This is a genomic window from Stenotrophomonas sp. Nf1, assembly GCF_003028475.1.
Lineage (GTDB): Bacteria > Pseudomonadota > Gammaproteobacteria > Xanthomonadales > Xanthomonadaceae > Stenotrophomonas.
Window position 1 is genome coordinate 82,571 of record NZ_PYTV01000002.1, and the last position, 26,988, is coordinate 109,558.

Sequence of the window (26,988 nt, forward strand, 5' to 3'; positions counted from 1 at the left end):
CCGTCTCATTTATTATCAATCACTAACAGCGCATTCCAAAGGTATGGTCTAAGGTGGCGAAGCAGGTCCCCGAACGCTCCAAGTCCGACGACAGCAAGGCGTCACGTCGCACGGCCGCGGCGGCGACGACCGACAATCCACGCCGCCAGCGGCTCTGGCGCGACCTTGGCCTGATCGCCATCGCACCAGCGCTGCTGTATCTGGCGGCCAGTCTGTTCACCTATTCAGCCACCGACCCGGGCTGGTCGCATACCGGCAGCGTGGTCGCGCCGGTGCACAACATGGGCGGGCGCGCAGGGGCCTGGATCGCCGACGTGCTGCTGCAGCTGTTCGGCTACATCGCCTTCCTGCTGCCGGTGGTGCTGGGCGCGCTGGCGTGGATCGCCATGTTCGGCCTCAAGCGCGAGAGCAAGGGCGAGAACGATCTGGACCCGGCGCTGCGTCTGGTCGGCCTGGTCGGCTTCCTGATCGCCGGCACCGGCTTCCTGCACGTGCGGCTGTTCAGTGGTGATGTCTCCAGTGCCGGCGGCATCCTCGGCAAGCTGGTCGGCAATTCGCTCACGGTGGGCTTCGGCGCGCTGGGTGCAAACCTGTTCGTGCTGGTGCTGCTGCTGGCCTCGATCACGCTGGCCACCGGCTTGTCCTGGTTCAGCGTGATGGAGAAGATCGGCCGCGGCGTGATGTCGCTGGCGCCGTTGCTGGAGCGCAAGAAGGAAGAAGTCACCGAGTGGAAGCAGACCCGGGTGATGCGCGAGGAGCGCCAGGAAGTGCGCAAGGCCGATGCCGAGGTGCGCGCCAAGCGCGAGCCGGTGAAGATCGAGCCGCGTCCCGAGCCGGTGATCGAGAAGAGCGACCGCGCCAAGCGTGACAACCAGATCCCGATGTTCCGGGGCGTCAACGGTGACGGCTCGGACCTGCCGCCGCTGGCATTGCTGGACGACCCCAAGCCGCAGCCGAAGGGCTACGACGAGGAGACGCTGGAGACCCTGTCGCGGCAGATCGAGTTCAAGCTGAAGGACTTCCGCATCGACGCGCAGGTGGTTGGCGCCAATCCCGGCCCGGTCATCACCCGCTTCGAGATCGAACCGGCGCCGGGCATCAAGGTCAGCCAGATCAGCTCGCTGGACAAGGACATCGCGCGTGGCCTGTCGGTGAAGTCGGTGCGCGTGGTCGACGTCATTCCGGGCAAGTCGGTGATCGGCCTGGAAATCCCCAACGTCACCCGCGAGATGATCTTCCTGTCCGAGCTGCTGCGCTCGAAGGAATACGACAAGTCGGCCAGTGCGCTGACCCTGGCGCTGGGCAAGGACATCGCCGGCCGCCCGACCGTGGCCGACCTGGCGCGCATGCCGCACCTGCTGGTGGCCGGTACCACCGGTTCGGGCAAGTCGGTGGCGGTCAACGCGATGGTGCTGAGCCTGCTGTTCAAGGCTTCGCCGAAAGACCTGCGGATGCTGATGATCGACCCGAAGATGCTCGAACTGAGCGTCTACCAGGGCATCCCGCACCTGCTGGCGCCGGTGGTCACCGACATGAAGGAGGCCGCCAACGGCCTGCGCTGGTGCGTGGCCGAGATGGAGCGCCGCTACAAGCTGATGAGCGCGGTGGGCGTGCGCAACCTGGCCGGCTTCAACAAGAAGGTGAAGGAAGCCGAAGACGCCGGGCAGCCGCTGATGGATCCGCTGTTCAAGCCGAACCCGGAACTGGGCGAGGCGCCGCGTCCGCTGGAGACGCTGCCGTTCATCGTCATCTTCATCGACGAATTTGCCGACATGATGATGATCGTCGGCAAGAAGGTGGAAGAGCTGATCGCGCGCCTGGCACAGAAGGCACGTGCGGCCGGCATCCACCTGATCCTGGCCACGCAGCGCCCGTCGGTGGACGTGATCACCGGCTTGATCAAGGCCAACATCCCGACCCGTATCGCCTTCCAGGTCAGCTCCAAGATCGACTCGCGCACCATCCTCGACCAGTCCGGCGCGGAAACCCTGCTCGGCCACGGCGACATGCTGTACCTGCCGCCGGGCACCGCCCTGCCTGAGCGCGTGCACGGCGCCTTCGTCTCCGACGAGGAAGTGCATCGCGTGGTCGAGCACCTCAAGGCGATGGGCCCGGCCGATTACATCGACGGCGTGCTGGACGAAGTGCAGACCATGGGTGACGGCGTGGTCGTTGGCGCCACCGGCCTGCCGGAGACCAGTTCCGGCGGCGGTGATGAGTCCGACCCGTTGTATGACGAAGCGCTGCGGGTGGTCACCGAGACCCGCCGCGCTTCGATTTCCGGCGTGCAGCGCCGGCTGAAGATCGGCTACAACCGCGCGGCGCGACTGATCGAGGCCATGGAAGCGGCCGGTGTGGTCAGTGCGCCCGAACACAACGGCGACCGCACGGTGCTGGCACCGCCGCCGCCGAAGTAAGACCCGACGTACCCCCACGACGTCCAAGGAACCGACGCATGCTTCACCCCGTCCCCAGCGCGCTGGCACTGGCGCTGGCAGCCTTGATGGCTGCCGGCCCGGCACTGGCAGATACCGCCACCTCCGCGCCCGCCACGGCGCCGCCTTCCACCAGCGGCGACACCGAAGCCAGCAACAACTTCAGCATTGTCCGTTACCGCGCCGACTACCAGGTGCGGCCGGATGCGGGCAATGTGCAGACCGAAACCTACGAGGTGCTGCTCAAGACCAAGGCCGCCGTCGAGCAGTTCAGCCAGGTGCGGCTGAGCTACAGCGAAAAGATGGAAACGCTGGAAGTGCTTGGCGCCTACACCATCACCGCCGACGGCCAGCGCCGCGACGTGCCGGCCGACCGCATCTACACCCAGGAAAGCTACTCCAGCGCCTCGGCGGCGATGTACGCCGACCGCAAGGTGCGGGTGATCGTGTTCCCGAACCTGGCCCCGGGCACGCGCCTGTACTACCAGGTGCGACGCACCCAGGCCACGCCGTACTTCCCCGGCTACTTCGGCCTGTGGGAGACCTTCAATGTGTTCACCGAATACGAGGACGCCGAGGTCACCCTGAGTGCGCCGGCCAACCTGCCGATGTTCGTCGACAGCCGCGGCGTGCAGGGCAGTGATCGCCCGGTGGTGAAGAATGGCCAGGCGCAGTGGCGCTGGCACTACCAGCGCCGCGAAGCCATGCCGGCGCAGAACTGGTCGGCGGCCGGCTGGGAGTTCGGCCCGAACATCATGGCCAGCACCTATCGTGACTGGTCGCAGATGGGGCGTGCCTACCAGCTCAAGGCAGGCCCGGCCGCGCAGGTCACGCCGGAACTGCAGGCGCTGGCCGACCAGGTCACCGCTGGCATCAGCGACCGCCGCGCGCAGGCCGATGCGCTGTACCGCTGGGTGGCGCAGAACATCCGCTATGTGGCGGTGTACCTGGGCAATGGCGGTCTGGAGCCGAACAGCGCGCAGAGCATCCTCGACAACCACTATGGCGACTGCAAGGACCATGTGACGATCCTGGAGGCACTGCTGGCGGCCAAGGGCATCGCCAGTTCGCCGGTGCTGATCGGTGCCGGCGGTGGACCTACGCTGCCGAAGATTCCGGTGCTGGGCCGCTTCAACCACGCCATTACCTACATTCCCGAATTTGATCTGTATCTGGATTCGACCACCGCGTGGGCGCGTTTCGGCCAGCTGCCGGAAGGTGACCTCGGCGCGCCGGTGATGCGCACGCGCGACGCCACGCTGGCGCGCACCCCGGCCAACACGCCGCAGCGCAATGCCACCTCGATGGAGGTGCGCTTCACGTTCGATGTCAACGGCAACCTGCGCGGCGAGACCGTTCCGAAGCTGGGTGAGAACGCCGAGATCGGCATGCGCGCGCAGTTCTCCCAGCTCAACGCGCAGAACCGTGCGCGCGCTGAAGAGCAGATCATGGCCGCGTCCGGTTTCGATGGGCGAGGGCAGCTGCAGATCCAGGGCGTGCCGGTCGACCTGACGCGGCCGTTCGGCTATCGCATGGCGTTCCAGGCCGAGGACTACGCCGACTTCAGCGTGGCCGGCGGCATGGCCGTGCCCGATCCGCCGGGCGGCGAATCGGTGCGTGGCCTCTACGCCACCGCCTCGGCGCCGGCCAACGAAACGCCGTTCTACTGCAACGCCAGCCTGCGCGAAGAAACCTACCGCCTGCAGTTCCCGGCCAATGCGCCGATCATCGCCATTCCGGCCAGTCAGCGCTTCAGCAATGCCGCTGGCGACTACCGGGTGGAGTGGAGCCGGCAGGGCCAGGAAGTGACCGTTCATCATCGCCTGCAGCAGAACGCGGTGCGTGGCCCGGAAGCGCTGTGCCAGCCACAGGACTACGCCGCGTTCCGCGCGCTGTACCGCGAGGTGCGTCGCGGCTTCCGTGGCCAGGTGCTGTACGGCAAGCTGCCGGCGGCCGGCGGCTGAATCGCCGATGGACGTTCGGGGCGGCATAATGTCGCCCTGATCGCCCATTCATGTTTCTACGGGCACACTGGCCACTACCTTTCCTGGCGTTCGCGCCCACAGGATTTCCGCATGAACTTCCGCTTCCGCCGTTTCCTCGCCACCACCACCCTGGCTGTGGCCTGTGCCGCCGCTGGCAGTGCCTGGGCCGGCGCCCGCGATAACCTCAAGACCTTCACCAGCGGCCTGAAGGGCCTGGATGGCCAGTTCAGCCAGCAGGTGTTCGACAGCCGGGGCAAGGTGAAGGAATCGACCAGCGGCCGCGTGGCGCTGTCGGCGCCGCGCCTGTTCCGCTGGGAGTACGTGCGCCCGCACGAACAGCTGATCGTGGCCGACGGCAAGAAGGTCTGGATGTACGAGCCGGACCTGGAGCAGGCCACCGTGCGCGAGCAGGGCAAGGAAGAGCAGAACAGCCCGCTGACCGCACTGATCAACCCGGCGCTGCTGGAACAGCAGTACGACCTGAGCGAAGAAGCGGCGCAGCGCGACGGCCTGCAGTGGCTGTCGCTGTCGCCCAAGCGCGATACCGAAGCCAGCTTCCAGTACGCCGCGCTGGGCTTCAACGCACAGGGCCTGGCCAAGATGGAGATCACCGATGCTGTCGGCCAGCGTACCGTGATCACCTTCAGTGGCTGGAAGCGCAACCCGGGCTTCGCCGCCGGCACCTTCAGCTTCACCCCGCCGAAGGGCACCGACGTCATCGGCAACTGATCTCCGGGTGGAAATGATCTGGTGGGTGCCAATCCTCCTGTGTCGGTGGGTGCCAACCGTTGGTTGGCACAGGCTTGATCCGCCGGGCATGCCCGGCGCTACCTGACTCTGGTAGCTGCCAACCTTGGTTGGCACGCATTCGGCTCGTTCATCCGTTGTCCGGATGAACGATCACCTGCCACGTGGCGCCATCAAATCGCATCAAGTCCCACGGCGTCAGAACCCACAGAACGCTGCCGACGGAGCTGATGTCAACGATCGTCGCATCTCTCAGTTCGTCCGGGATACCTTCCAGCAAGGGCGCAACCACGCCGGTCTCCAGGCTGTAGACGTACAGCCCGTCAGTTTCCGTGCCGAGATAGATTTTCTGCCCGTACTGGCAGGCGGTACCGAAATGGACCCCTTCGCTCACGTCGAGCTGCACAAGCTCAAACCCAGTGGCGATGTCTCCCGAAACGATGGCGCCTTCTTTGCCCACGAAGATGAGGCGGCCCTGGTCGGTTCTGCAGGCATGAAACAGGTCCGAGGTGGTGACTTGTTCGGGCAGTGTCCAGTTCAAACCATTCCAATGTGCAATCAAGCCATCAGAGCCGATTGCGTAGAGATCTGTGAGGCCGGTTCCACAGAGGTCGTTCACGTTTGGCACGTCAAGACTGGCGAGCCACTTGCTGCGTTCAGGGTCCTTGTGGGCATGGGCCAGCTGACTCCGCGTTTCGTCGAACTTCCTACGCAGCTCGGCTTCGCGTTCGACCGGGTCAGTGGGTAGCGGGGCAGTGCCGTCAAGTTCGAATATGTGGCCGCAATACAGAAGCCACGTGTCGAAGTCGAGCGAATCAAGGTCGTCCTCGAAACTGCTGCGTTTGGGTGACGGGAAGTCGGTGGGAAGTTGCCTCCACCCAGACTCGCCGCGGTGATGGATCATTCCGTGCACACCACAACAGAAAAGATCTTCGCCCACGCGTCGAAGGGCAGTGAGGCCGCCCGAAAACCCGGGGCCCTCGGGCGAGATGTACTCAGTCGTGGCGCCAAGCCGGGAGTAGTGTTCCAGCTGCCCATAGAAATCCAGTGCGAGCACGCGCCGAGGATGCCCGTTCTTCTCGGGTACAAGTTGCACAGACATGACCTGGAAGTCCGGCAGGTCATGGTGGAACCACTCTTCTTCAGGGGTGCGACCAAATACGAACATCCGCGACGGCGGACCGGGATCTGGGTCGTAGTACTCATGCCCAGGGCCAATCGCCGCAGCCAGATAGTAGATATCGGCGTCGACCGCGCAGCCGGCAACGAACTCAAGCACATTGGATTCTGGATCGCGCACGCGTAGGTCCTGGCTGGTTGAACCCGGCATTTTCAGCAGCTGGGTACGCGGAGGGATGCTGAGACCAAGGATGCCTCGCCGAATCAGTGGCTTACCAGTGGCGTGGGTACAGCGGCCATGGTCATTCCCGACAGTTGACCCGCCGGGCAAGGCCCGGCGCTACCTGGCCTTGGTAGGTGTCAACCTTGGTTGGCACGCTCTCGCGGTACAATGGCCCAGTGCCAAGACATCGTTCCAATTCCTTCCCTGGCCCCGATCTGCTGAGCGTCGATCGGGATCACCTGCGCCCGTTGGCCGAGCGCATGCGTCCGCGCACCCTCGATGAGATGGTCGGGCAGAAGCGCCTGCTGGCGCCGGACAGCGCGCTGCGTCGCGCGGTCGAGTCCGGCCGCGTGCATTCGATGATCCTGTGGGGGCCGCCGGGCTGCGGCAAGACCACGCTGGCCTTGCTGCTGGCCGAATATTCCGATGCTGAGTTCCGCGCCATCTCCGCGGTGCTGTCCGGCCTGCCGGAGGTGCGCCAGGTGCTGGCCGAGGCGGCGCAGCGCTTCGCCGAAGGCCGGCGCACCGTGCTGTTCGTGGACGAGGTGCATCGCTTCAACAAGGCGCAGCAGGATGCGTTCCTGCCGCACATCGAACGCGGCACCATCCTGTTCGTCGGTGCCACCACCGAGAATCCGTCGTTCGAGCTGAACTCGGCGCTGTTGTCGCGCTGCCGCGTGCACGTGCTGGAGGCGGTTTCGCCGACCGATATCGTCGAGGCGCTGGAGCGCGCACTGGGCGATCGCGAGCGTGGACTGGGTGAGGAGGGCATCGAGGTCGCGCCGGAGCTGCTGCTGGAAATTGCCACCGCTGCCGATGGCGATGTACGCCGTGCGCTGACCCTGCTGGAGATCGCCGCCGAACTGGCGGGCGGGGAGGGCGGGCGTATCACCCCGCAGACCCTGACCCAGGTGCTGGCCGATCGCACCCGGCGCTTCGACAAGGGCGGCGAGCAGTTCTACGACCAGATCTCGGCGCTGCACAAATCGGTACGCAGCTCCAATCCCGATGCTGCGCTGTACTGGCTGACGCGCATGCTCGATGGCGGCTGCGATCCGTCCTATCTGGCGCGCCGGCTGACGCGCATGGCCATCGAGGACATTGGCCTGGCCGATCCGCGCGCGCAAAGCATGGCGCTGGAAGCCTGGGACATCTACGAGCGGCTGGGCAGCCCGGAAGGCGAGCTCGCCTTCGCCCAGCTGGTGCTGTACCTGGCCAGCACCGCCAAATCCAACGCCGGCTATGCGGCCTTCAACCAGGCCAAGGCCGATGTACGCGAAAGCGGCACCGAAGAAGTGCCGCTGCACCTGCGCAATGCGCCGACCAAGCTGATGAAGGAGCTGGGCTACGGTGCCGAGTACCAGTACGACCACGACGCCGAAGGCGGCATCGCGCTGGACCAGACAGGCTTCCCGGATGCGATGGGCGAGCGGGTGTACTACAACCCGGTGCCGCGTGGTCTGGAGATCAAGCTGAAGGAAAAGCTGGACCGCCTGCGCGCCGAACGCGAAGCCGCGCGTGCCGCCAAGGGCCGTTGACCCCGCTTCCGTAGAGTCGAGCTTGCTCGACTGCTTTTCGCAGCACCTCATGGTTCCCGATAGTCGAGCAAGGCTCGACTCTACAGTGGCAATGGCAGCCGAGCATGGCTCGGCTCTACATTGTCCTGCGCGCGTTCATTTGGCACACTGCGCGGCTTCTCTTATCAAGGAACGATGCCGTGCAGGAAATGATTCTGCCGTTGAAGCGCTACGCCCAGTTCGAGGGTCGTGCGAACCGCCGCGAGTACTGGATGTTCCAGCTGTTCCTGCTGATCATCTCCGCTGTGCTGATGGTGCCGCTGGTCACCGCGCTGGTGATGCAGTCCGACGTCCTGGGCATCGCGTCGATCATCCTGTTCGTCGTGTTCTGGCTGGCTACGCTGCTGCCGGTCATCGCCGTCACCGTGCGCCGGTTGCATGACTGCAACCAGTCGGGTTGGTTCTACCTGCTGGCGCTGGTGCCGGGCGGTGGAATCGTGATCCTGGTCTTTGCGCTGCTGCCAGGTACGCCGCAGGAGAACGCGTACGGTCCGGTGCCTGCGGGCCCCTGACATGGCGTAGGTCGAGCGTGGCTCGACGCTACCGTGGCAAAGAAAAGAAGCCGGCAGTTCGCCGGCTTCGTCGTTACTTGAGGCTGCAATCGCCGAAGGACAGGTAGTCGGTGCCGGAGCTGAACTGCAGCGTGCAACTGGCGGTGAAGACCGCGCCTTCTTCCAGTTCACCCAGTTTGGCCGCCTGCTGCTCATCATCGCTGGTCAGTCGGGCCAGGACATTGCCCTGGTCATCGCCGGCCTCGATGAGCGGTTCGCCCGCCATGTTGCTGGACACGCCCAGCGCGACGGCGGTGAAGGTCACCGTCTGGTTGAGTTCTTCCATGCTCAGCGTCGAATTGCCGGCTTCTTCAAAGGCCTGGTAGAGCGTGGGCAGATCCTGCGCGGCGTGCGCGGCCAGCGGTGCAGACAGGCCGAGGGTAAGGGCGATCAGTGCGGTGTGCTTCAAGGGGGTCTCACAATCATGGGATCCAATCCCATGGCGGTCGTGGCGCGGATGAACGCGACCCGGACGACGGCAACGTGCCCGCCGTCCATGGCTGCGCTGGAAGTGGGGCGGTCCAATGCCCCAGTGGGCGGAAAAATAGGGGAAGTGCCGCCTCCTGTGCAACCGGCCCGTCGCGCGCGTGATACACAGTGTGACGTATGATCGATGTGATAATCATTCGCGTTTGAGGTAGACTGCGGTCCCTTGTGAACCGGCGGCTTCGGGCTGCCTCCGCTGCCGCTGATGAAGCATTTCGTCCTGCCTTCGCGCCGTGGTCCGCTGGCCCGCGGCCTGGCCGCCTTGATGATGGGTCTGCTCCTGGCCACTCCCTATGCCCATGCGCAGCAGCGCAACCCGCTGCAGAAGATCGGCCACACCGTGCTCGACGAGCCGGCCGCCAGCTATCGCTTCGAGCAGTTCGTGGTGGACAGCCCCGACCAGCAGCGCCGCTGGCGGGTGAACGTGGCGATCCCGGCCAAGGCGGGCAAGGCGCCGATGCCGGTGCTGTATGCGCTGGACGGCAACGCGGTGGCGATGGTGCTGGATCAGCCGATCCTGACCGAGCTGGCCGCGCGCAAGGCGCCGCCGGTGCTGGTGCTGATCGGCTACGACAACGACCTGCGTATCGACTCGAAGGCCCGCACCCGCGATTACACCGCATGGATCGACCGTGCGGATGACGAGAGCGGCAGCACGCAGGCCGTCGGCGGCGGTGCAGCGGCCTTCCTCGATGTGATCGAACGCCGCATCAAGCCGGAAGTCGAGCGCCGCGCACGCATCGATGCGCAGCAGCAAGCGCTGTGGGGCCACTCGCTGGGCGGCCTGTTCGTGCTCAATGCGCTGTACACCCGCCCCGCCGCCTTCCAGTCCTATCTGGCCGCCAGCCCGTCGCTGTGGTGGAGCCAGGGTGCTGCGCTGGGCGATCCGGAGCAGCAGTTCGTGCAGAACGTGCATGGCCAGCCGGCAAAGCTGTGGCTGATGCTGGGCGGTGCCGAGCGCGTCGGCGATCGCGGCAAGCGTGACATGAACAATCCGCGCGTGGTCGCGCACCTGCGCCGTATTGGTGGTGCCACGCCCGATGCAGCCATGCAGCTGTCCGAACGCCTGGGCAAGGTGCCCGGGCTGAGCGTGCAGTACCGCGAGTTCGACGGCCTGGGCCATGGCCCGATGCTGCCCGCCTCGTTCCACGCTGCGCTGCACGAGCTGTACGGCGTGACCGATCGCAGTGCCGGCGACGGCGCCCCCAACGGCAGTGACAACGCTGCCGAATGAATCCGTACGCACGCATCGCCGTGCGACCCCACTACCCAGGCGAGGCTGCCGGCGTGCAGCGGCCCAGGCAACCGATGAATCCCGCGTCACGTGGCGCGGCCTACGTGTGCAAGGAGCCTTCCATGTCGTTCCGTCCGTCTCTCCGTCTCACCTCTCTCGCCGCCGGCCTGCTGCTGGCCGTCACCGTCACCGCGCAGCCGGTGTTCGACCAGCCGGCCAATGCCACCTTCAAGGGCGAGGTTGTCTCGCGTGGTGAGAATGTGGTTCCCGGCAGCAACGCCGACGTGATCGGTCGGGGCTTCGTGCCGGGCCAGAAGGTCAGCCTGCTGCGTGGCGACAGTGTGCTCAACGCGCAGCCGGTGGTGGTCGATGCCGATGGCAACTTCAAGACCCAGCTGAGCATCCCGACCGATGCGGTGCCGGGCACCCACCCGGTGGTGGTGCGTGCCAGCCAGCCGGCGGCGGCAACGGTGCTGAAGCTGCGCGTGTCGCCGCAGCTGCCGCTGTCCGGCCAGGCGCAGTTCGCCACCCAGTCCAACAAGCTGGTGCCGGGGCTGTACCAGTCCGCCTACAGCGCCGCCAGCAATGCGGTATTCGTGACCTCGGCCGTGGGCCGTCCGCCGGTCACCCAGTCGCAGCTGCTGAAGCTGGACCCGAAGACGCTGAAGGTGTCCAAGGCGATCACCCCGGCGCAGGTGCCGGGCGGCAGCAACGGTGCGGTGTACGCGGTCTACGGCGTGGGCGTGGATGACGTCAACGGCAATGTGTGGGTGACCAATACCCGCCAGAACTCGATCGCGGTCTACCGCCAGAAGGACCTGTCGCTGGTCCACCAGTTCCCGGTCGATGCCGTGCCGCATGCGCGCGACGTGGTGGTCGATGGCACCCACGGCAAGGTGTTCGCCTCGGCCACGGGTGAGGACCACCTGTCGGTGTTCGACGCGAAGACGCTCAAGGAGCTTCCGCAGATCACGCTGGAGTCCGGCGTCGATGACGGCAAGTTCACCCCGATGAGCCTGGTGCTGGACGAGAAGGGCGGCAAGCTGTTCACCGTCAGCATAGGCACCCCGGAAGCGGCGGTGATCGATGTGGCCAGCGGCAAGGTCGACAAGGTCATCGACCTGGGCAATTCGATCAGCGCCTCGGGCGTGGCCTTCGACGCTGCGCGCAACCGCCTGTACGTGGCCTCGCAGGGCACCGACAACCTGCTGATCGTCGATGTGGCCGCCGGCAAGGTGCTGCACGATGTGCCGGTGGGCGCCGGCGCGCTGAACGTCGCCTTCGATGACGCCTCCGGCCTGGCCTACGTCAGCAACCGAGGCGCTGGCACCGTCACCGTGGTCAACGGCGACGGCAAGGTGGTCGCCAATCTCGATGGCGGCACGCTGCCGAACCACGTCCGTGCCGATGGCAAGGGCAACGTGTTCGCGGTGAACAAGTCGCGTGGCGCCGAAGACCCGAAGGGTGACCGCATCACCCGCATCACCCCGAAGCAGTAAGTCACCGGGCAGGGCGGCGTAGGCGTCGCCCTGCCAGCAAGGAGAAGACCCATGAACGTCGCGTCCCGCCTGCGCCTGTGTGCGCTTCCGTTGGCTGTTTCGCTGGCACTGACCGCCTGTGGTGGCGCGTCGGCGCCCTCCGATGCCGCCAAGCCCGCCGCACCGGCTGCCGCTGCGGCGCCTGCCGAGGCCGCCTTGCCGGCAGGCTGGCAGCGTGTGGCCGGCGCCGAGATGCCGGCGGTGCAGGACCAGACGGCCGTGCTGCCGGCCAAGGTGCATTCCGATGATGGCGCCGACGTCGAGGTGGCCGACACCAGTCGCATCATTGCCGGCGGCGACGATGTCATCGCGGTGATCGAGGCGCTGGGGCTGGGCAAGCAGGTCTTTGCCGCGCCGACCAACACCACCACCCAGGCCGGTCTGGCCGCGCCGCACCAGTTCCTGTTCAACCGCACTACCGGCGTGGAAGGCGTGCTGAGCCTGAAGGGTTCGCTGTTCCTCGGCAACAGCTTGCGCCGCCACACCGAGCTGGCCAAGAAGCTGCGCGAAGTGGGCGAGCCGGCCGTGGTCATCGACGATCTGCAGCCGGCGCCGGACAAGGTGCGCAAGGTCGCCGCCGCGCTCGGGCTGGCCGAGGCCGGGCAGGCGCTGGCCACCCAGGTGCAGCACCAGCTGGACGAGGCGGCAGCACTGGGCAAGGGCCTGGGCCATGCGCCGCGCGTGATCCATGTCTCGGCCACCGGTGCCGGTGGTGCACCGACCGTGGCCGGTGCTGACAGCGCTTCGGCGCAGCTGATCGCGCTGGCCGGCGGGGTCAACATCGGTACCGAAGCCGGAGTGAAGAACTACTCGCAGCTGAGCAATGAAGGCGTGGTTGCCGCGGCACCGGAGGTGATCCTGGTGACCGAGCATGACCTGCAGCTGTTCGGCGGTGCCGACGGCCTGTGGAAGTCGTACCCGACGCTGAAGCAGACCCCGGCCGGGCAGGCCAACCGGGTCTGGGTGATGCCGGATGTGCAGCTGAAGTACACCAGCGTCGGCTCCGGTGCCGGTGCGCTGGCGCTGGCCAAGGCCTTCACGGCGATGCCCAAGGCATGAGTCCAGCGGATCGGCGCCGCCGTCGCGGGCGGATGATGGTGATGGTGGCATTGCTGGCACTGCTGGGGGCAGTGCTGGCGTCGTTCGCCGTGGGCCCGCTGCGGCTGCCACCGCTGGACGTGATGCAGGCGCTGGGGGTGAAGCTGGGCCTGGTCGATCCACAGGCGGTCAGCACGCGCGATCTGGCCGTGGTCTGGCAGCTGCGCATTCCGCGCGCGTTGCTGGGCGCGATGGTTGGTGCCGCGCTGGCCATGGCCGGTGCCAGTCTGCAGGGCCTGTTCGGCAATCCACTGGCTGATCCGGGCATCGTCGGTGTCAGCCAGGGTGCGGCGCTGGGTGCGGTGGCCGCCATCGTGCTCGGCGCGGCCGGTGCCGCTGGTTGGCTGGTGCCGGTAGCCGCCTTCGTCGGTGGCGCCTTGGCCATCGGCCTGACCTATGCGCTGGCGCGGCCGGGCAAGGGCAGTGGCAATGCGACGCTGCTGCTGGTCGGCATCGCGATGGCGGCGTTCTGTTCGGCGCTGATCGGTTTCCTCACCTATATCGCCAGCGAAAGCGAACTGCAGTCGCTGGTGTTCTGGCAGATGGGCTCGCTGGCACGTGCCAACTGGGCCGACGTGGCCGCCGTGGTGCCGCTGTTTGCCATCGGCGTGCTGGCGTTGCAACGGCTGGCAACGCCGCTGGACATGCTGGCGCTGGGTGAGCGCCAGGCGCAGCACCTCGGCCTGGATGTGACCCGCACGCGACGCCGCCTGGTGGCCTTCAGTGCGCTGCTGGTGGGTGCGGCGGTGGCGTTCGCCGGTTCGATCAGCTTTGTCGGCCTGGTGGTGCCGCACGTGGCGCGCCTGCTGGTTGGCCCCGGCCATCGCTGGCTGCTGCCGCTGTCCGGCCTGCTCGGTGCGCTGCTGATCGTGGTGGCCGACACCGCAGCGCGCACGCTGGATCCGCCCGCGGAGATTCCGCTGGGCCTGTTCTCCGCCGCGCTGGGTGCGCCGTTCTTCCTCTGGCTGGTGCTGCAGCAGCGCCGCAAGGCGGCACCATGAGCGTGCTGTTGAAGTTGCACGAAGTGGTGGTGCGCCGCCAGCAGCGCGAGATCCTGCATGGCATCACGCTGGCGTTCGAGCCCGGCACGGTAACGGCGCTGGTGGGTCCGAACGGCGCAGGCAAATCCACGTTGCTGGCCGTCGCGGCCGGCGATCTGCGTGCCGATGCGGGCGAAGTGAGTCTGCTGGGCAAGCCATTGAACAGCTACAAGGCCGGGCCGCTGGCACGCGAGCGCGCGGTGATGCCGCAGGAGCACGGCGTACGTTTTGCCTTCAGCGTGGAAGAGGTAGTGGCGATGGGGCGCTTGCCGCATCCGCCGGACCCGGTGGTCGACGATGCCCAGGTGGAGGCGGCGATCGATGCCGCTGAACTGCAGGCGTTGCGCCTGCGCGAAGTGCAGCAGCTGTCCGGTGGCGAATCGGCTCGCACCACGTTCGCCCGTGTGCTGGCGCAGGATACGCCGCTGCTGCTGCTGGACGAGCCGACCGCCGCGCTCGACCTGCGCCACCAGGAGCGCACCCTGCGCAGCGTGCGTGCCTGCGCCGAGGCCGGTGCGTGCGTGATCGTGGTGCTGCATGACCTGAATCTGGCGGCTGGTTATGCCGATCGCATCGTGCTGCTGGAGCAAGGCAGGGTGGCGGCCGATGGCACGCCGCTGCAGGTGCTGACCGAAGACAACCTGCAGCGGGTCTACCAGCAGGATGTAGTGGTGCTGGAGCATCCGCGTCGTGGCGTGCCGCTGGTGGTGGTGACCTGATTCTAGGGTGGTGTCGTAAATAGCCGCGTCTTTCACGTCGTCCTGAGCGGCTTTCGGGTGATTCTCCGCCCCTGCCACAGGCGAAGCTGGGATGTTGGGCCTTGAGGTCGCAGGAGTTGCGCTGGCTGAGCCCCTCCTTCAGGTATGTGCGGTGGAAGTTGATTATTGCTTTGATGTTTCTGGCTGACTGACCATTGGGCGTTCCAGAGGGAGGAAGCCCATATGTTCACCTTCGGCCGCGAGCACGAAATCAAATGCGCGATTCGCAGACACCGCAAGGACGATGAACTGCAGATAGTGCTTGCCATCATCAATGCCATTCACGATTTTAAGGATGGCATCGTTCCGATCGAGAGCGTACTGGATGCGATTCGCAAGGGTCTTGTGGACGGCGCCTCGGGAACATGGGAGACATCTGGCAGTTGGCTTTGCAAGCTGAATGATGCGTATCCAGCTACAGAGTGTGTCTGGTTTGAACTGGCATCCCACCCGATGGCCAAAGTCAGATTCCGAGTGGCTTGCCACTTGCTTTGGATCTCAGCGGGGCTTGCCACGAGGTTGTATCCGACACTCGCAAAGGATAGGAGCCGTCGCGTCAGGGAGCAGGCGCAAGGAAAATGGGACTACCTGCAGCACCCGGAAAAGTGCGGAGTGAATTCATAGCCCCTAAGTGGCTGAGGCTTTGCCGACCGCATCGTGTTGCTGGAACAGGGCAGGGTGGCGGCCGATGGCACGCCGTTGCAGGTGCTCACCGAAGACAACCCGCAGCGGGTCTACCAGCAGGATGTAGTGGTGCTGGAGCATCCGCGTCGTGGGGTGCCGTTGGTGGTGGTCACGTGACCGTGTGAGGGCGTCGCGCTGGATCAGACCATGAGCGCGATGTACGTGACCCTGCAGGTGAGCCTGAAAAACCGCGAAGCCCGGCGTGGTGGGGGCAAGCGCAGGATCGCGTTCACCCGTCCGTACACCTTCCGCACCACGCTCTCCAGTGCGGTGGCGATGCAGGCTGCCCCCTGGGGCGGGCTGGGCGCCGGGCAGCTGTGCCAGCGGCTTGGAAGCATCCGCCCTGGGCGTTCTGATCTTGTCCACGCGGGTGCGCTCGAACGCATCCACGAAGCGGACCCGTTCGGGAGTCGCATAGCGTGAGATATCCCCGGAGCGGCTGCGCGTGGCCACCAGCGCGATGTTCTCCGCTTCGCCCACCTCACTCTCGTCCTGCCGGACCACGCGCTGGAATGTGACTGGCCGCAGTTCCGTGCGGGGTGGCATTGGCGCTTTCACGCGGAACTCCGGACAAAGCGGTGCTGGCCGCGGCATCAGGCCCCTCAATGGCGCAGCGGCAGCGGATCCCGTATGCTCCGCCGGAACCAGGGGGCAAGCACGATGAAAGGGATTTCGTGGGTGGTCGCGGCAGCGCTCGCGACGGTGCTAGGTGGGTGCGCGACGCTGAAGGCACGACCGGATGTTCCACTGGCTGCGGACGAGGGCTACGTGGTGATGTCGGTGAACTGCGCCACCAGCAACATCAGGCTGATCACGATCTTTTCCAGCGGCACGCGGTCGACGTCGCCGTTGGCTGACCTGCGCGGCGAATTCGAGTTCGGCTGCAGGGCCGGTCTGGCCGCCATCCGCGCCAAGGCCGGGCGCCACTATGTCGGCTACCTGACCGAACACGGTTATGGATACGTCGGGGCGGTGTCCGAAGACGAAGCGCTGACGTTCGACGTGCGCGCGGGTGAAACGACCTACATCGGTGAGGTTGTGGTCTCTGGACTGTTCGACCGCCTGCACTCCAGGCCGACCTGGATCTCGGTACGCGATCGCGAAGCGGAGTCGCTACGGCTGTTGCAGCAGACGCAGCCCTGGCTGCTGGAACGCCATCCGTTCCATACCCGGCTGGCGACACCAGCGCCGGGCGCGCCGAGCGCCGAGATGCTCGCGGAGCAGTTCCGCAGCTGCACGCCGGCGTGCGACAGCATCCTGGCCCTACCGCTGTTCATCCGCTGAGCCGGAGGTTTTCAATGAAGTGGATCTGCATGCTCGCGCTACTTGCGGTCTCGGCATCGGTGAGTGCCGGCATCGAGAACATCAAACCGACCGCCAAGGTGGGTGCCGACGAAGGCATCCTGGTCGCCACCACCGCGTGTGCGGGGTGGGCCCGGTTCGTACAGCTGTACCGCCCGGGCACGCCCTCCACCGGCGCACTGGGCCTGTACCGCTTCAGCAGCGTGACCACCTGCGAGCCCGGCATCAAGACACGGCGGGTCAAGGCCGGTCGCTACTACATCGGCTGGATCGCCGTGGGCCAGACGGGGCTGGCTGTGCCCGAAGCCGAGGCCTACAGCTTCACCATCGAGCCCGGCAAGTTGAACTACATCGGCCAGATCCGGGTGGGCATGCACCCCGAACTGGAACTGGAACGGCATCCGCGCAGCGGCACACCGGCCGACATGATCCAGGTCACAGACAGGGAAGCCGAGGCCCGCGCAACGATCGCGGCAGAATACCCTTGGCTGCTGGAGAAGTTCCCGTTCGTGCGCGCGCTTGCAGTTGCGGCAGACAAGGAGGTTGAGACGGATAACGGGGCGGCAATACCGCAGGAAGCCAAGACAACGCCATGAGGTTGTTGCGCGCCGCCCCTTCCACCAGAGATCAGCTGCCGGCCGGGAAGCACTCGTGATCTCAACATTCAAGCTTGCCGGTCTTTGGTTGGGCCCTGGAGCTGCGGGTCATCCGGGCACTTGTTGACTGATGGGTCACGCCATCCGGTCGCTGTATCATTCAGTGCCAATTTAGTGTCAATGGACTGATTCAATGTTGCTCTCTGCTTTAGATCTTTCACGGACGTTGCTGTTCGCATCGGCCGTTTTCTCCACATTTTCCGCCAATGCGGTGTCGACATCTCCAGTTTCGCTGACCCACGCGGCCGAGAACGCCTCGCTGATCGAGACCCGGCATGCCACTGCCGAGGGCGCTGGTGTTACCTCGATCAGGACGCAGTACTTCGCCAACGAGGAAATGTCGGTGAGCTGGGACGACCAGCAGGTGCTGGTGCTGTGCAAGGAGGCGGCGTACCTGAAGATTCCTGCTGCCAAACTGGAGGGCGGTGCGCTGACCACCGAGCAGCGGCAGATGATCGTCTATCAGGCGCTGATGTCTGGCCTGGGGGCTGTGGCAGGCGTGATCGGGCCGGCGGGCGAGGAGGTGGCCGTGGCAGATGATGGCAGCGAGACCCGCAGCGTCGGCGAAAGCAGCTGGGCGTACGGTGTCGAGCGCCATGAAGTGACCACCCAGCGCTTGCCGGATGGCACGCTGCGGGTGCGCGCGCGGAAGACGGAAACCGTGAACACCACGCCGCCGGCCAGCCCCGATGACATGTTCAGTACCGAGGACGACCAGGCCGCGCGGTTGTCCGAACTGGCGCCGGTCGGCAGCTGGACCGAGGTGCTGATCCAGGGTGGCCCACGCCAGGCACAGGTGGACCCGGCGATGTCGTTGAAGGGCTGGCTGCCGATGGCGGACGATCAGGCGGCGACGGTGGCCGAGGCGCGCAAGCTGCACCGCTGCAAGTAAGGCATGGCAGGGGTCAGAGCCCTTTGCTCTGGCAAAGGGATCCGACCCCGATCCCGATCCCGACCCTTACCCGCATCGTTCCATTTATGTGCGCAATATTCACTTGCGCGCCAGATTGGCAGGTCTAGAATGCGCCCCATGAACCGGATGCCGCTCCTGAAGTTTTTCACCCTGACCCGCGCAAGCGCGGAACGGGCGTGTCTGCCTGGAGCCCCACGAGGCCGCTGAAACGGCCATCGCTGGACCTTCGACAGAGCGCCCTCCGGGGCGCTCTTTTCGTTTCTGCAGTTCCATTTCCCGCAACCCGATGTACCGCAAGGAGAACGTGCCATGCACCAGATCGCCGAGACCGAACGCTAGCCGCGCGCCCTGTCGCCAACCGGGGTGCGCGGCCCCTGAAGTTGGCTTTGCAGGAATCTCTCCATGAACACCCAGATCCTTTCCCGCCGTCGCAACCTCGGCATCATTGCCCACATCGACGCCGGCAAGACCACGTTGACCGAACGCCTGCTGTGGAAAAGCGGCGAAATCCATCGCGTCGGCGAAGTGCACGACGGCAACGCGACCACCGACTTCTCGGCGATCGAGCGCGAGCGTGGCATCACCATCGGCGCGGCTGCCGTGCAGGCGCAATGGGCGCCGCGCGATCTGCCGCCGCATCGGCTGACCCTGATCGACACGCCTGGCCATATCGACTTCGCCATTGAAGTGGAGCGGTCCCTGCGCGTGCTGGACGGCGCCGTGGCCGTGTTCTCGGCCGTGGACGGCGTGCAGCCGCAATCGGAGACCGTGTGGCGCCAAGCGCGCCGCCATCGTGTGCCGCTGATCGCCTTCGTCAACAAGATGGACCGCGTTGGTGCCTCCTTCGAGCGCGTGCTGGAGCAGCTGCAGGACAAGCTGCAGGCGCGGCCGTGGGCGCTGGGCGTGCCGCTGGGCAGCGAAAGCAGCTTCAACGGCTGGGTCGATCTTGTGGATGAGCGCGTGCTGCACTGGCAGGACGGCGCGGCGACGTCCGTCACCCGGTGGGACGAGGCGACGCGTGCGCAGTGGGAGCCGCAGCGCGATGCACTGATCGAGGCGGTGGCCGACCATGACGAAGCACTGGCCGATGCCTGGCTGGAAGGTCGGGTGATCGACGCCGAACAGCTGCGCGCGGCGATCCGCCGGGCGACCCTGGCCGGCGCCGGTGTACCGGTGCTGGCAGGGGCGGCGTTCAAGGACAAGGGCATCGAAACGCTGCTGGACGCGGTGGTCGATTACCTGCCGTCGCCGCTGGATCGGCCTGCGGTCACCGCCGAATCAGACCACGGTGACGTGTCGCTGCCGCCGGACCCGGACGGTCCGTTGGCTGGGCTGCTGTTCAAGATCACCCACCAGCAGCACGGCGCCCTCAGCTTCGTGCGGCTGTACTCGGGTACCTTGAAGGCCGGTGATGCGCTGGCCAGTTCGCAGCATCCGCAGGGGCGGCGTGTCAGCCGCCTGGTGCGGGTGCAGGCCGACCAGACCCACGACATCGAGCAGGCCGTGGCCGGCGACATCGTCGCAGTGCTGGGCTGGAAGGATGCGGTCAGTGGCGAGACGCTGAGCAGCCGAAGCCAGCCGCTGCGCCTGGAGAACATCCAGGCACAGGTGCCGGTACTGGCGTGGCGGCTGGAGCCAGCGCGTGCGGCCGACCTGATCCGCATGGCGCAGGGGCTGGCCAGCCTGGCCCAGGAAGACCCGTCGTTCCGCGTCGAAACCGATCGCGATACGGGTGAGACGCTGGCCTGGGGCATGGGCGAGCTGCACCTGGAAGTGATGGTCGAGCGCCTGCGCAGCGAATGGAAGGTCGAGGTCGGCGTGGGTTCGCCGCGTGTGGCTTACCAGGAGACGCCGTTGCGCGCGATGACCGGTGTCGTCGGGCGGCTGGTCAAGCAGACCGGCGGTCAGGGCCAGTTCGCGCAGGTGGTGCTGGATGTGGCGCCGCGCGAGGACGGCCAGGTGGTGTTCAACGACCGCATCGTCGGTGGCGTGGTGCCGCGCGGCTTCATCGCTGCGGTGGAGAAGGGCGTGCGTGCCGCGCTGTCCGAGGGCCCACAAGGGCATCCGGTGGTCGGCATCGAGGTCAGTCTTGTCGATGGCCAGACCCATGCCAAGGACTCCTCGGAGATGGCGTTCCATCGTGCCGGTGCCGAGGCGATCAAGGCGGCGCTGGCCGAGGGTGGCACGCAGCTGCTGGAGCCGGTGATGGCGGTGACGGTGCATTCGCCGTCGGCGTCGGTGGGGGATGTGGTGGGCGACCTCAATCGCCGCCACGGCCGCATTGCCCGCATCGATGACCAGGAGGATCGCGCCGAAGTCAGCGGCTTTGCGCCGTTGGCGCAGATGGTGGGCTACACCACATCGCTGCGCTCGCTCAGCCAGGGCCGGGCCAGCAGTGAGGCACACCTGCACGGGTACGAGCCGGTGCGCGCCGCATGAAGAAGGTGAGGGGAGCCCGTTCGCGGGCTCCCTATTTTGTGCTGGCATGGGTTCGGTATCCACGCATGGCGTGGATCTACCGGGCGTCGACGGGTATGCGTATCGATGTGGGTCTGCGGTAGATCCACGCCATGCGTGGATGGATTCGCCGCGGCGCACGAAACTTTTTTGCACTGCATCGCAACAAAACCACAGAAAAAGCTGGATTAAAGTGATGCCTCACGATAAATTGCGCACCCCCCGTTGCTCGCCGCCGCCCGCACCCCGCCCATGCGTGATGACAAAGACCCCGGAACCCTTGAGCTGACCCTGCCGCGCAAGCGCGGTCGTCCGCCCAAGTTCGGGTACGCGATGAGCGATGCGCAGCGGGCTGCGCGCTACCGTGCGCGCAGGGCCGGGCAGGCCAATCACGCCGACGTGCGCTCGTGCAGCGACATGGTGCTGCTGGACAAGATCCGTGCCGCCGTCAGTGCCCGCGATACCGAGCTGGCCGGTTTCCTGGTCCATGTGCTGTGGCAGCGCTATCCCCTGCAGCTGAAATAGTGCGCCGGTGGGGTGGCCGTTGTCATCGTGCTTGTTGATAATGCGGGATTCAGGTTGTTCCCGCTGGCGTGCCCGGGATGGCAGGCGCGCATGATCGAACGGTTCCCAAGATGACCACCACCAGCGACACCACCACCGAAGCGGCGCCGAGCGGCGCACCCCTGTTCTATTCCCGTCCGGTGCCGCTGCAGGCCGATCTCCACGCCGACCTGCGCATTCTGCCGGGCCGCCTCGAGTTCGCCGCCGGCAACAACGCCATTCCGCTGGTGCTGGGCGAGTTCGCGCTGGCCCTGCATCACTTCCCGATCCTGTTTGCCGGCCCGGGCGCGGTGCCGATGGCCGCCGTGGGCGTGTCCGACCAGAACCTGTTCATCAAGGACGGCCTGTGGGAAGACGAGACCTACATCCCGGCCTACCTGCGCCGCCATCCCTTCATCTTCATCGACACCGGCGCGGACAATGACTTCCTGCTGGGCATCGACGAAGACAGCCCGCGCGTGGTGAAGGGTGGCGAGGAAGGGCAGCCGCTGTTCGCCGACGGCAAGGCCACCGAAATGGTGCAGCAGGCGCTGGAATTCTGCGGCCAGTTCACCCGTGAACACGAGCAGACCCTGGCCTTCTCCAAGGCTCTGGTCGACAACGGCCTGCTGGTCGAGCGCAACGCCACCGTGCGTACCCCCGATGGCCGTGAGTTCAACCTCAATGGCTTCCTGGTGGTGGACGTCGAGAAGTTCGTCGCGCTGCCGGAAGCGACCGTGGTCGAGTGGCACCGCAGCGGCTGGATGGCGCTGATTCACCAGCACCTGATGTCGCTGGGTCGCTTCAACGACCTGACCCGCCGCCAGGTCGAGCGCCTGGCGGCCTGATCACGGCGATGGCAGGGCGTCCGCGGTGCGGGCGCCGTGCCAATCCTGCAGGCGTTCAAGCAGCTGCCGCGCCGCGCTCCAGTCCGGCGTGGCACGCTGTCCCAGATCCCAGAGTGCGGCCGCCAGTGCGGCCTGCTCGTGGGCGCCGAGCATCTGCAAGGTCCCTTGCAGTCGATGTGCATGGTGGCGCAGTGCGGGCGCGTTGTGATCGCGCAGGCAGCCTTCAATATTCCCCAGTTCGCTGCCCATGTCGCTCAGATAGGCAGCCAGCAGGCCGTCGGTTGCGGCGGTTGCTTCGTTGGGTGCGATTCCCTGCGGTGCGTGCAGTTCCAGCGCCTGCAGCAGCTGCGCCGGCCGCAGCGGTTTGGTCAGCACGGCATCGAAACCTGACGCCCTGCAGCGTTCAAGATGCCTGCGTCCGGTGCGCGCCGACAGTGCGATCAGCCGCAACGGCGCGGCCGACTGCCGTCGCAGTTCAGCTGCCAGCGCATGGCCATCCATGCCGCGAAGCTCGATATCAAGCAGCATCACGCTGCGAGGGTGGCGCGCCTGTTCGGCCAGCGCTTCGGTGGCGTCAGCCACCGCGCACACTTCGGCGCCCAGCTGTCGCAGCTGCTCGGCAACCACGCGCCGGTTCAGTGGGTGATCCTCCGCCAGCAACAACGCCAGCCCCGCCAGTGGCGCTGCCGCAGCGCGAGCGGGTGCCGGGTCGGTGGTTGCCCTGATGGCGCGCACCGGCAGGCGCAGGATGAATCGGCTGCCTTTGCCGAGCACGCTGTGCACGGTCAGTTCGCCTCCCATCGCGCGGGCCAGCTCGCGGCAGATGGCCAGCCCCAGTCCGCTGCCACCGCGACGCCTGCCGCCGGCACCCTGGTGGAAGGGGCGGAACAGGGCTTTCAACGTCTCGGGCGCAATGCCGATCCCGCTGTCGATGACCTCCAGCAGCAGTTCGCGCGGCCGCGCGGACGGCACCAGATCCAGGCGTAGCTCGACGCTGCCGGCGTCACTGAACTTCACGGCATTGATCAGCAGGTTGCTGGCGATCTGGCGCAGTGCATCCGGGTCGACCAGCACGCTGGGCGAGGGCGACGCCGGCGCCGCGAACTGCAGTCGCAGTCCCTTGCGGCGAGCCTGAGGGTCAATGGCATCCAGCACCTGCTGGCACAGGCCCAGCACATCGCAGGGCCGGGGCTGGGGGGTGAACGTGCCGGCGGCCAGTCGCGAGAAGTCCAACGCCCGATTCAACAGCCCGCGAAGGGAATGGCCGGCGGCCTTGGCAACGCCAACCAGCTCACCTTGCCCACGGCGTAACGGCGACTGTGCCAGCAGCTCGATCGCGGCGAGCATGGCCTGGGCTGCATTGCGCATTTCGTGGCTGATCATGCCTGCCGCGCGTGCGCCCAGCCGATCGCTGCCTGAGCGCAGGCGATGACGAAGGCGCCACAACAAGGGCAGGGCGGCCAGCAGGGGTATCAGCGCCACCCAGGCAAGCGCAGGCGGTTGTCGCGCCCAGCGCAGCGCCTCGCCGAAGGGGGCTGGCAACGCCTGCTTGGCCCACAGATGCAGCAGGCCGGCATGCTCGTCCAGTGTGATGTCGCGCACGGCCTTGTCGATCCGTCGCAGCAGGGCCTCGTTCGGGCGGCGCACCAGCAGATGCAGGTCGGTGGAAAAGTCACTTTCGAGTGGCTGCAGTTGCAGGCTGCCATTGAAGTGGCGACGGACCATTGGTCGCAGCGTGCTTTCCAGGCCGATGGCGCCGTCGGCGAGGCCGGCTGCAACGGCGGCCAGGGTGGCGTGCCGATCCGGAAAATGCCGCAGCTGAATCTGCGGGTGATGTGCGGCCAGCCAGCCGGCAAAGGGGCCACCCCGGACCACCGCGATGGTCCGCCCGTACAGTTCGTGCACGTCGCGTGGCAACCGCGTGCCCGAACGTGCGGCCAGCAGCGCGGCCCCGCCGGGAAATGCGTTGGACGCAATCAGGTCAGGGCAGGGGAGTGCACGGTGCCTGGCGCCACCGAACACCATCACCAGTTCGGCCTCGTTCCGGCAGACGGCGCGGATTGACGCCTCGATGCTGGGGTAGGGAATCTCTTCAAACACCAGGCGGGTATGCCGGGACACAATCTCCGCATAGCCGTGGGCGAGGGTTGCCGGAGACATGCTGTCAGCCAGTGCAGCCGGCATCGGGCGCAGGGATGGCGGCATGGCCACCCGGACAGGGCCGTTCGGAGACCAGTGCTGCAGCGTGGCATCCTCGGCCGCCGCGCCGGGCAATAGCAGCAGCGTCAGCAGCAGTGCCGTCATCGCGAGCTGGCGGAGCGCGCCGCCGCGTCTCACCGCAGTTCCAGCAGTCGTTCACGCATGGCATAGACTTCAATGTCACTGCGCAGCCCCAGCTTGCGCAACGCGGCGATCTTCTGCGTACTGACGGTCTTGATACTGCGATGGCGGCGCAGGGCGATCTCGGACAGGGTGAATCCCTCCAGCAGCAGATCCAGTACCTCACGCTCGTTGCGGGTGAGCTCGTCACGTCCGATGGCCAGGGTGAAATCCGGCGGCACGCGGGTCAAACCCTGTGCAACGCGCAGGATCGCATCGGAGAGGGCGTGGAGTGGCTCGGCCTTGCTGACAAAGCCACTCAGTCCCGTGCCGATCAGGTGATTGAGGTTGGTGGTGGGCAGATGGGTGGCGAAGGCCAGCAGCGGCAGGCGGGGGAACTGCTCGCGCAGCAGCGCCACCAGCTCGGCGCCGTCGCGGTCGCCCGGGGCCAGGGTCAGGTCGATGATGGCCACATCCACCCGGGCGTACCGCAGGCTGCTGATGAGATCGTCGCTGTGGGTATGGCTGGCGACGATGGTGAAGCGGCGGTCGCCGGCAAGATGGAGGGCGGTGCCGCGGCGGACGATTTCGTGGTCATCCAGAAGCGCCAGTTGCAGGGCGCGCGGTGCAGGAAATCCATTCATGCGCAGGAGGTGATCGGCGCCCGCAGGCGTGGTGACCATTCTGGGGCCGCTGTCGCGTCGAACATCGAAATCGTTGGATTTTTGCGACTATTCCTATAAATCGATGGGCTGTATCCATCGATATCCTGCGAATCATTGATGTGATGGATTGGTGGGTGGTGCAAGCTCCTCCGATTGGTTGGGGGGGGGGGCAACTGGAACGCCTGCTTCTGTCAGATGCTGCCCGGTTACGGTTACTATCCGAAGCCATCACAGAGAAAAAGGACGTGTCATGGGGATGACAAGGGAAGTTCGGATGGCAGCCATGCTGTGTCTCGGGTTAACGCTTGTGGGGTGTGGCCGATCACCCGCTGACCCAGTGCCGCCAGCAGCAAGCGCGGCAACCGCTGAGGAGTTTTCGTTCGTGGAGGTTGTCGCACGCCCGGTTGGCCAGTCGCCAGGCAACGCCACGCGGCCGGCCCATCCTGACGATGCCATTGAGCTGTCGCTCAAGAGTCAGGGCTCAACGCGAGGTGCGGATCTATCCGTAAAGATGATTGCACTGGCCGACGGCAGCACTGCGGGTGTCCGGAAGCTGCGGCTGAATGCGGGTAATGCTGCCGCGCCGAAACTGGTGTTTGAGCCAGGCGAGCCCTGGCGGGTCGGGCGGTATCTGTTTGAGGTCAGCCTCAACGGGAAGTTGGCGGGAAGCCAGGAGCTTGAGATCTTCCCAGCCGAACCGGACGCTCCCGCGCAATGACTTCAGAAGGGCCTGTCACGGGTTACTCAAGGCTTGCAGGAATGCAATGAGATCACGCCTTTCCTCAATGGTCAGACTGATCGGTTGCCCGGTGGTCAGTCCTCGATAGTAGAGTTCATGTTCGACGGCAGCATCCAGGGTCTGGATGCTGCCGTCGTGCATATAGGGGGCAGTGCGGGCAACATTGCGAAGGCTTGGGGTGCGGAATGCCCCCATGTCCTTGGGGTTGCCGCTCACGGCAAAGCGACCCAGCTCCGCAATATCGGCCTCCGTGAGAATCAAGGTTCCCAGCGGCTGGCCTCCTGCGCGTGCATCCTCCAACTGGATCTGTAGATTTCGCAGATTGCCGGCAATGCGCTCGAAGCCCACGCTCGCGTGATGAAACTTCCCGTCGCTCAATTCGTGAGTTCCATCCAGGGAATGACAGCTGGCGCACTGAGCCTTGCCTTTGAACAGTGTCATGCCGCGCTCGGCTCGTGGGCCCAGGAGCTGGGAATCTCCCGATAGGTGAGCCCGATCGTACGGACTTGGCGCGGGTTGAAGGCTGAGCAGATAACTGGAGAGGGCCTCTGCGATGTCCTGCTCGGTTACAGGTCTCCCAAGGAATTCTGCATACTCCGGATGCTTGGAGATGTGCTGCATTGCCTCGTGCATCGTTGCATGCCCCATCTCAACAGGATTCGCCCAGGGTTGAAGCACCGCGACGGCCAGGCTGCTCTCCCGTCCATCCCAGAACTGGGGGCCCTTTGCGCTTAGTCCAATCAGGCTCGGCGCGTTTCGCGTGCCGGCCTTGCCGAAGGCGCCAATGGAAACGGCTCGCGCATCGGTGAAGGCGTGCTCAGCTGCATGGCAGGAGCTGCAACTGGTCGTGCCGTCCGCGCCGAGCCGTGGGTCGTTGAACAACAACTCCCCCATCCGGGTTTGCTGGTTCTGTTGCTGGGTCGCTATCGCTTCGCCCAGCGGAGAGCAGGCGCTCAGCAATGACGCAATTGCGAGTATCCCGCCGATCCTTGTGCGCCCCATCTCAGTCCTGGAGGTGGTCATCTCCGTCCGGATTGACAGAGCTTCGCTGGTCACTGTATATCCTTCCCG

At 66.0% G+C, this 26,988-nt stretch carries 24 protein-coding genes and 1 pseudogene; 20 read left to right on the top strand and 5 right to left on the bottom strand.

The window, feature by feature from the left end:
* The first annotated feature begins 53 nt into the window (after window positions 1-53).
* The 3 genes from C9412_RS04370 (at window position 54) to lolA (ending at window position 5,149) form a co-directional block, all read left to right on the top strand.
* Window positions 54-2,417: a DNA translocase FtsK gene (locus C9412_RS04370; protein WP_107230493.1), complete on the top strand. Its 2,364-nt coding sequence runs from the start codon at window positions 54-56 to the stop codon at window positions 2,415-2,417.
* A gap of 38 nt (window positions 2,418-2,455) precedes the next feature.
* Window positions 2,456-4,399, top strand: a complete 1,944-nt coding sequence (locus tag C9412_RS04375) for a DUF3857 domain-containing protein (protein WP_107230494.1) — start codon at window positions 2,456-2,458, stop codon at window positions 4,397-4,399.
* A 111-nt stretch (window positions 4,400-4,510) separates the two neighbouring features.
* The gene (gene lolA, locus C9412_RS04380) at window positions 4,511-5,149 is read left to right on the top strand and encodes an outer membrane lipoprotein chaperone LolA (RefSeq protein WP_107230495.1); all 639 of its coding nucleotides are present in this window, start codon (window positions 4,511-4,513) and stop codon (window positions 5,147-5,149) included.
* Window positions 5,150-5,297: 148 nt separating this feature from the next.
* On the opposite strand, the gene C9412_RS04385 is transcribed toward lolA, so the two are convergent.
* The gene (locus tag C9412_RS04385; RefSeq protein ID WP_107230496.1) at window positions 5,298-6,467 is read right to left on the bottom strand and encodes a hypothetical protein; all 1,170 of its coding nucleotides are present in this window, start codon (window positions 6,465-6,467) and stop codon (window positions 5,298-5,300) included.
* 302 nt (window positions 6,468-6,769) lie between these two features.
* On the opposite strand from C9412_RS04385, the gene C9412_RS04390 reads away from it, so the two are divergent.
* Together C9412_RS04390 and C9412_RS04395 are read left to right on the top strand one after the other, a co-directional pair.
* Complete coding sequence (locus tag C9412_RS04390; protein WP_227199431.1) at window positions 6,770-8,047, top strand: replication-associated recombination protein A; 1,278 nt, start codon at window positions 6,770-6,772, stop codon at window positions 8,045-8,047.
* A gap of 179 nt (window positions 8,048-8,226) precedes the next feature.
* Window positions 8,227-8,598, top strand: coding sequence for a DUF805 domain-containing protein (locus tag C9412_RS04395; protein ID WP_107230498.1), 372 nt, complete (start codon window positions 8,227-8,229; stop codon window positions 8,596-8,598).
* Window positions 8,599-8,671: 73 nt separating this feature from the next.
* Here the strand turns inward: C9412_RS04395 and C9412_RS04400 are convergent, their stop codons facing one another.
* On the bottom strand, window positions 8,672-9,046 hold the full coding sequence (locus tag C9412_RS04400; RefSeq protein ID WP_107230499.1) for a hypothetical protein: 375 nt from the start codon (window positions 9,044-9,046) through the stop codon (window positions 8,672-8,674).
* A gap of 282 nt (window positions 9,047-9,328) precedes the next feature.
* Here C9412_RS04400 and C9412_RS04405 point away from each other — a divergent pair, with 282 nt between their 5' ends.
* The 14 genes and pseudogenes from C9412_RS04405 (at window position 9,329) to C9412_RS04470 (ending at window position 22,194) form a co-directional block, all read left to right on the top strand.
* A complete protein-coding gene (locus C9412_RS04405) occupies window positions 9,329-10,357 on the top strand; it encodes an alpha/beta hydrolase-fold protein (RefSeq protein ID WP_107230500.1) in 1,029 nt (342 codons plus the stop codon).
* 122 nt (window positions 10,358-10,479) lie between these two features.
* Window positions 10,480-11,856 (top strand): YncE family protein, encoded by a 1,377-nt coding sequence (locus C9412_RS04410; RefSeq protein ID WP_107230501.1) that lies wholly within the window; start codon window positions 10,480-10,482, stop codon window positions 11,854-11,856.
* 51 nt (window positions 11,857-11,907) lie between these two features.
* Complete coding sequence (locus C9412_RS04415) at window positions 11,908-12,954, top strand: ABC transporter substrate-binding protein (RefSeq protein ID WP_107230502.1); 1,047 nt, start codon at window positions 11,908-11,910, stop codon at window positions 12,952-12,954.
* Window positions 12,951-13,994, top strand: coding sequence for an iron ABC transporter permease (locus C9412_RS04420; protein WP_107230503.1), 1,044 nt, complete (start codon window positions 12,951-12,953; stop codon window positions 13,992-13,994). Before C9412_RS04415 ends, C9412_RS04420 begins: the two co-directional genes overlap by 4 nt.
* Window positions 13,991-14,752, top strand: a complete 762-nt coding sequence (locus C9412_RS04425; RefSeq protein ID WP_107230504.1) for a heme ABC transporter ATP-binding protein — start codon at window positions 13,991-13,993, stop codon at window positions 14,750-14,752. The genes C9412_RS04420 and C9412_RS04425 overlap by 4 nt, the downstream gene beginning before the upstream one ends.
* 222 nt (window positions 14,753-14,974) lie before the next feature.
* On the top strand, window positions 14,975-15,415 hold the full coding sequence (locus C9412_RS04430) for a hypothetical protein (protein WP_107230505.1): 441 nt from the start codon (window positions 14,975-14,977) through the stop codon (window positions 15,413-15,415).
* A gap of 15 nt (window positions 15,416-15,430) precedes the next feature.
* Window positions 15,431-15,592: pseudogene (locus C9412_RS04435) on the top strand (hemin ABC transporter ATP-binding protein); the annotation flags it as partial.
* 30 nt (window positions 15,593-15,622) lie between these two features.
* On the top strand, window positions 15,623-15,898 hold the full coding sequence (locus C9412_RS20665; protein WP_107230506.1) for a hypothetical protein: 276 nt from the start codon (window positions 15,623-15,625) through the stop codon (window positions 15,896-15,898).
* Between the two features lie 237 nt (window positions 15,899-16,135).
* Complete coding sequence (locus C9412_RS04445) at window positions 16,136-16,759, top strand: hypothetical protein (RefSeq protein WP_146160132.1); 624 nt, start codon at window positions 16,136-16,138, stop codon at window positions 16,757-16,759.
* Between the two features lie 14 nt (window positions 16,760-16,773).
* Window positions 16,774-17,373 (top strand): hypothetical protein, encoded by a 600-nt coding sequence (locus C9412_RS04450; protein WP_107230508.1) that lies wholly within the window; start codon window positions 16,774-16,776, stop codon window positions 17,371-17,373.
* A gap of 193 nt (window positions 17,374-17,566) precedes the next feature.
* Complete coding sequence (locus tag C9412_RS04455; RefSeq protein WP_107230509.1) at window positions 17,567-18,325, top strand: hypothetical protein; 759 nt, start codon at window positions 17,567-17,569, stop codon at window positions 18,323-18,325.
* 423 nt (window positions 18,326-18,748) lie between these two features.
* Window positions 18,749-20,785, top strand: a complete 2,037-nt coding sequence (fusA, locus tag C9412_RS04460) for an elongation factor G (RefSeq protein ID WP_107230510.1) — start codon at window positions 18,749-18,751, stop codon at window positions 20,783-20,785.
* Window positions 20,786-21,055: 270 nt separating this feature from the next.
* Entirely contained in the window at window positions 21,056-21,328 is a 273-nt protein-coding gene (locus C9412_RS04465; RefSeq protein ID WP_005409616.1) for a hypothetical protein, read from the top strand.
* A 110-nt stretch (window positions 21,329-21,438) separates the two neighbouring features.
* Complete coding sequence (locus C9412_RS04470) at window positions 21,439-22,194, top strand: SapC family protein (RefSeq protein WP_107230511.1); 756 nt, start codon at window positions 21,439-21,441, stop codon at window positions 22,192-22,194.
* Here the strand turns inward: C9412_RS04470 and C9412_RS04475 are convergent, their stop codons facing one another.
* Both C9412_RS04475 and C9412_RS04480 read right to left on the bottom strand, forming a co-directional pair.
* On the bottom strand, window positions 22,195-24,498 hold the full coding sequence (locus tag C9412_RS04475) for an ATP-binding protein (protein ID WP_107230870.1): 2,304 nt from the start codon (window positions 24,496-24,498) through the stop codon (window positions 22,195-22,197).
* A 29-nt stretch (window positions 24,499-24,527) separates the two neighbouring features.
* Window positions 24,528-25,157 (bottom strand): response regulator transcription factor, encoded by a 630-nt coding sequence (locus C9412_RS04480; protein WP_107230871.1) that lies wholly within the window; start codon window positions 25,155-25,157, stop codon window positions 24,528-24,530.
* A gap of 403 nt (window positions 25,158-25,560) precedes the next feature.
* On the opposite strand from C9412_RS04480, the gene C9412_RS04485 reads away from it, so the two are divergent.
* Window positions 25,561-25,896: a hypothetical protein gene (locus C9412_RS04485; protein WP_146160131.1), complete on the top strand. Its 336-nt coding sequence runs from the start codon at window positions 25,561-25,563 to the stop codon at window positions 25,894-25,896.
* A 15-nt stretch (window positions 25,897-25,911) separates the two neighbouring features.
* Here the strand turns inward: C9412_RS04485 and C9412_RS04490 are convergent, their stop codons facing one another.
* A complete protein-coding gene (locus tag C9412_RS04490; RefSeq protein ID WP_107230513.1) occupies window positions 25,912-26,973 on the bottom strand; it encodes a cytochrome c peroxidase in 1,062 nt (353 codons plus the stop codon).
* Window positions 26,974-26,988 lie beyond the last annotated feature (15 nt).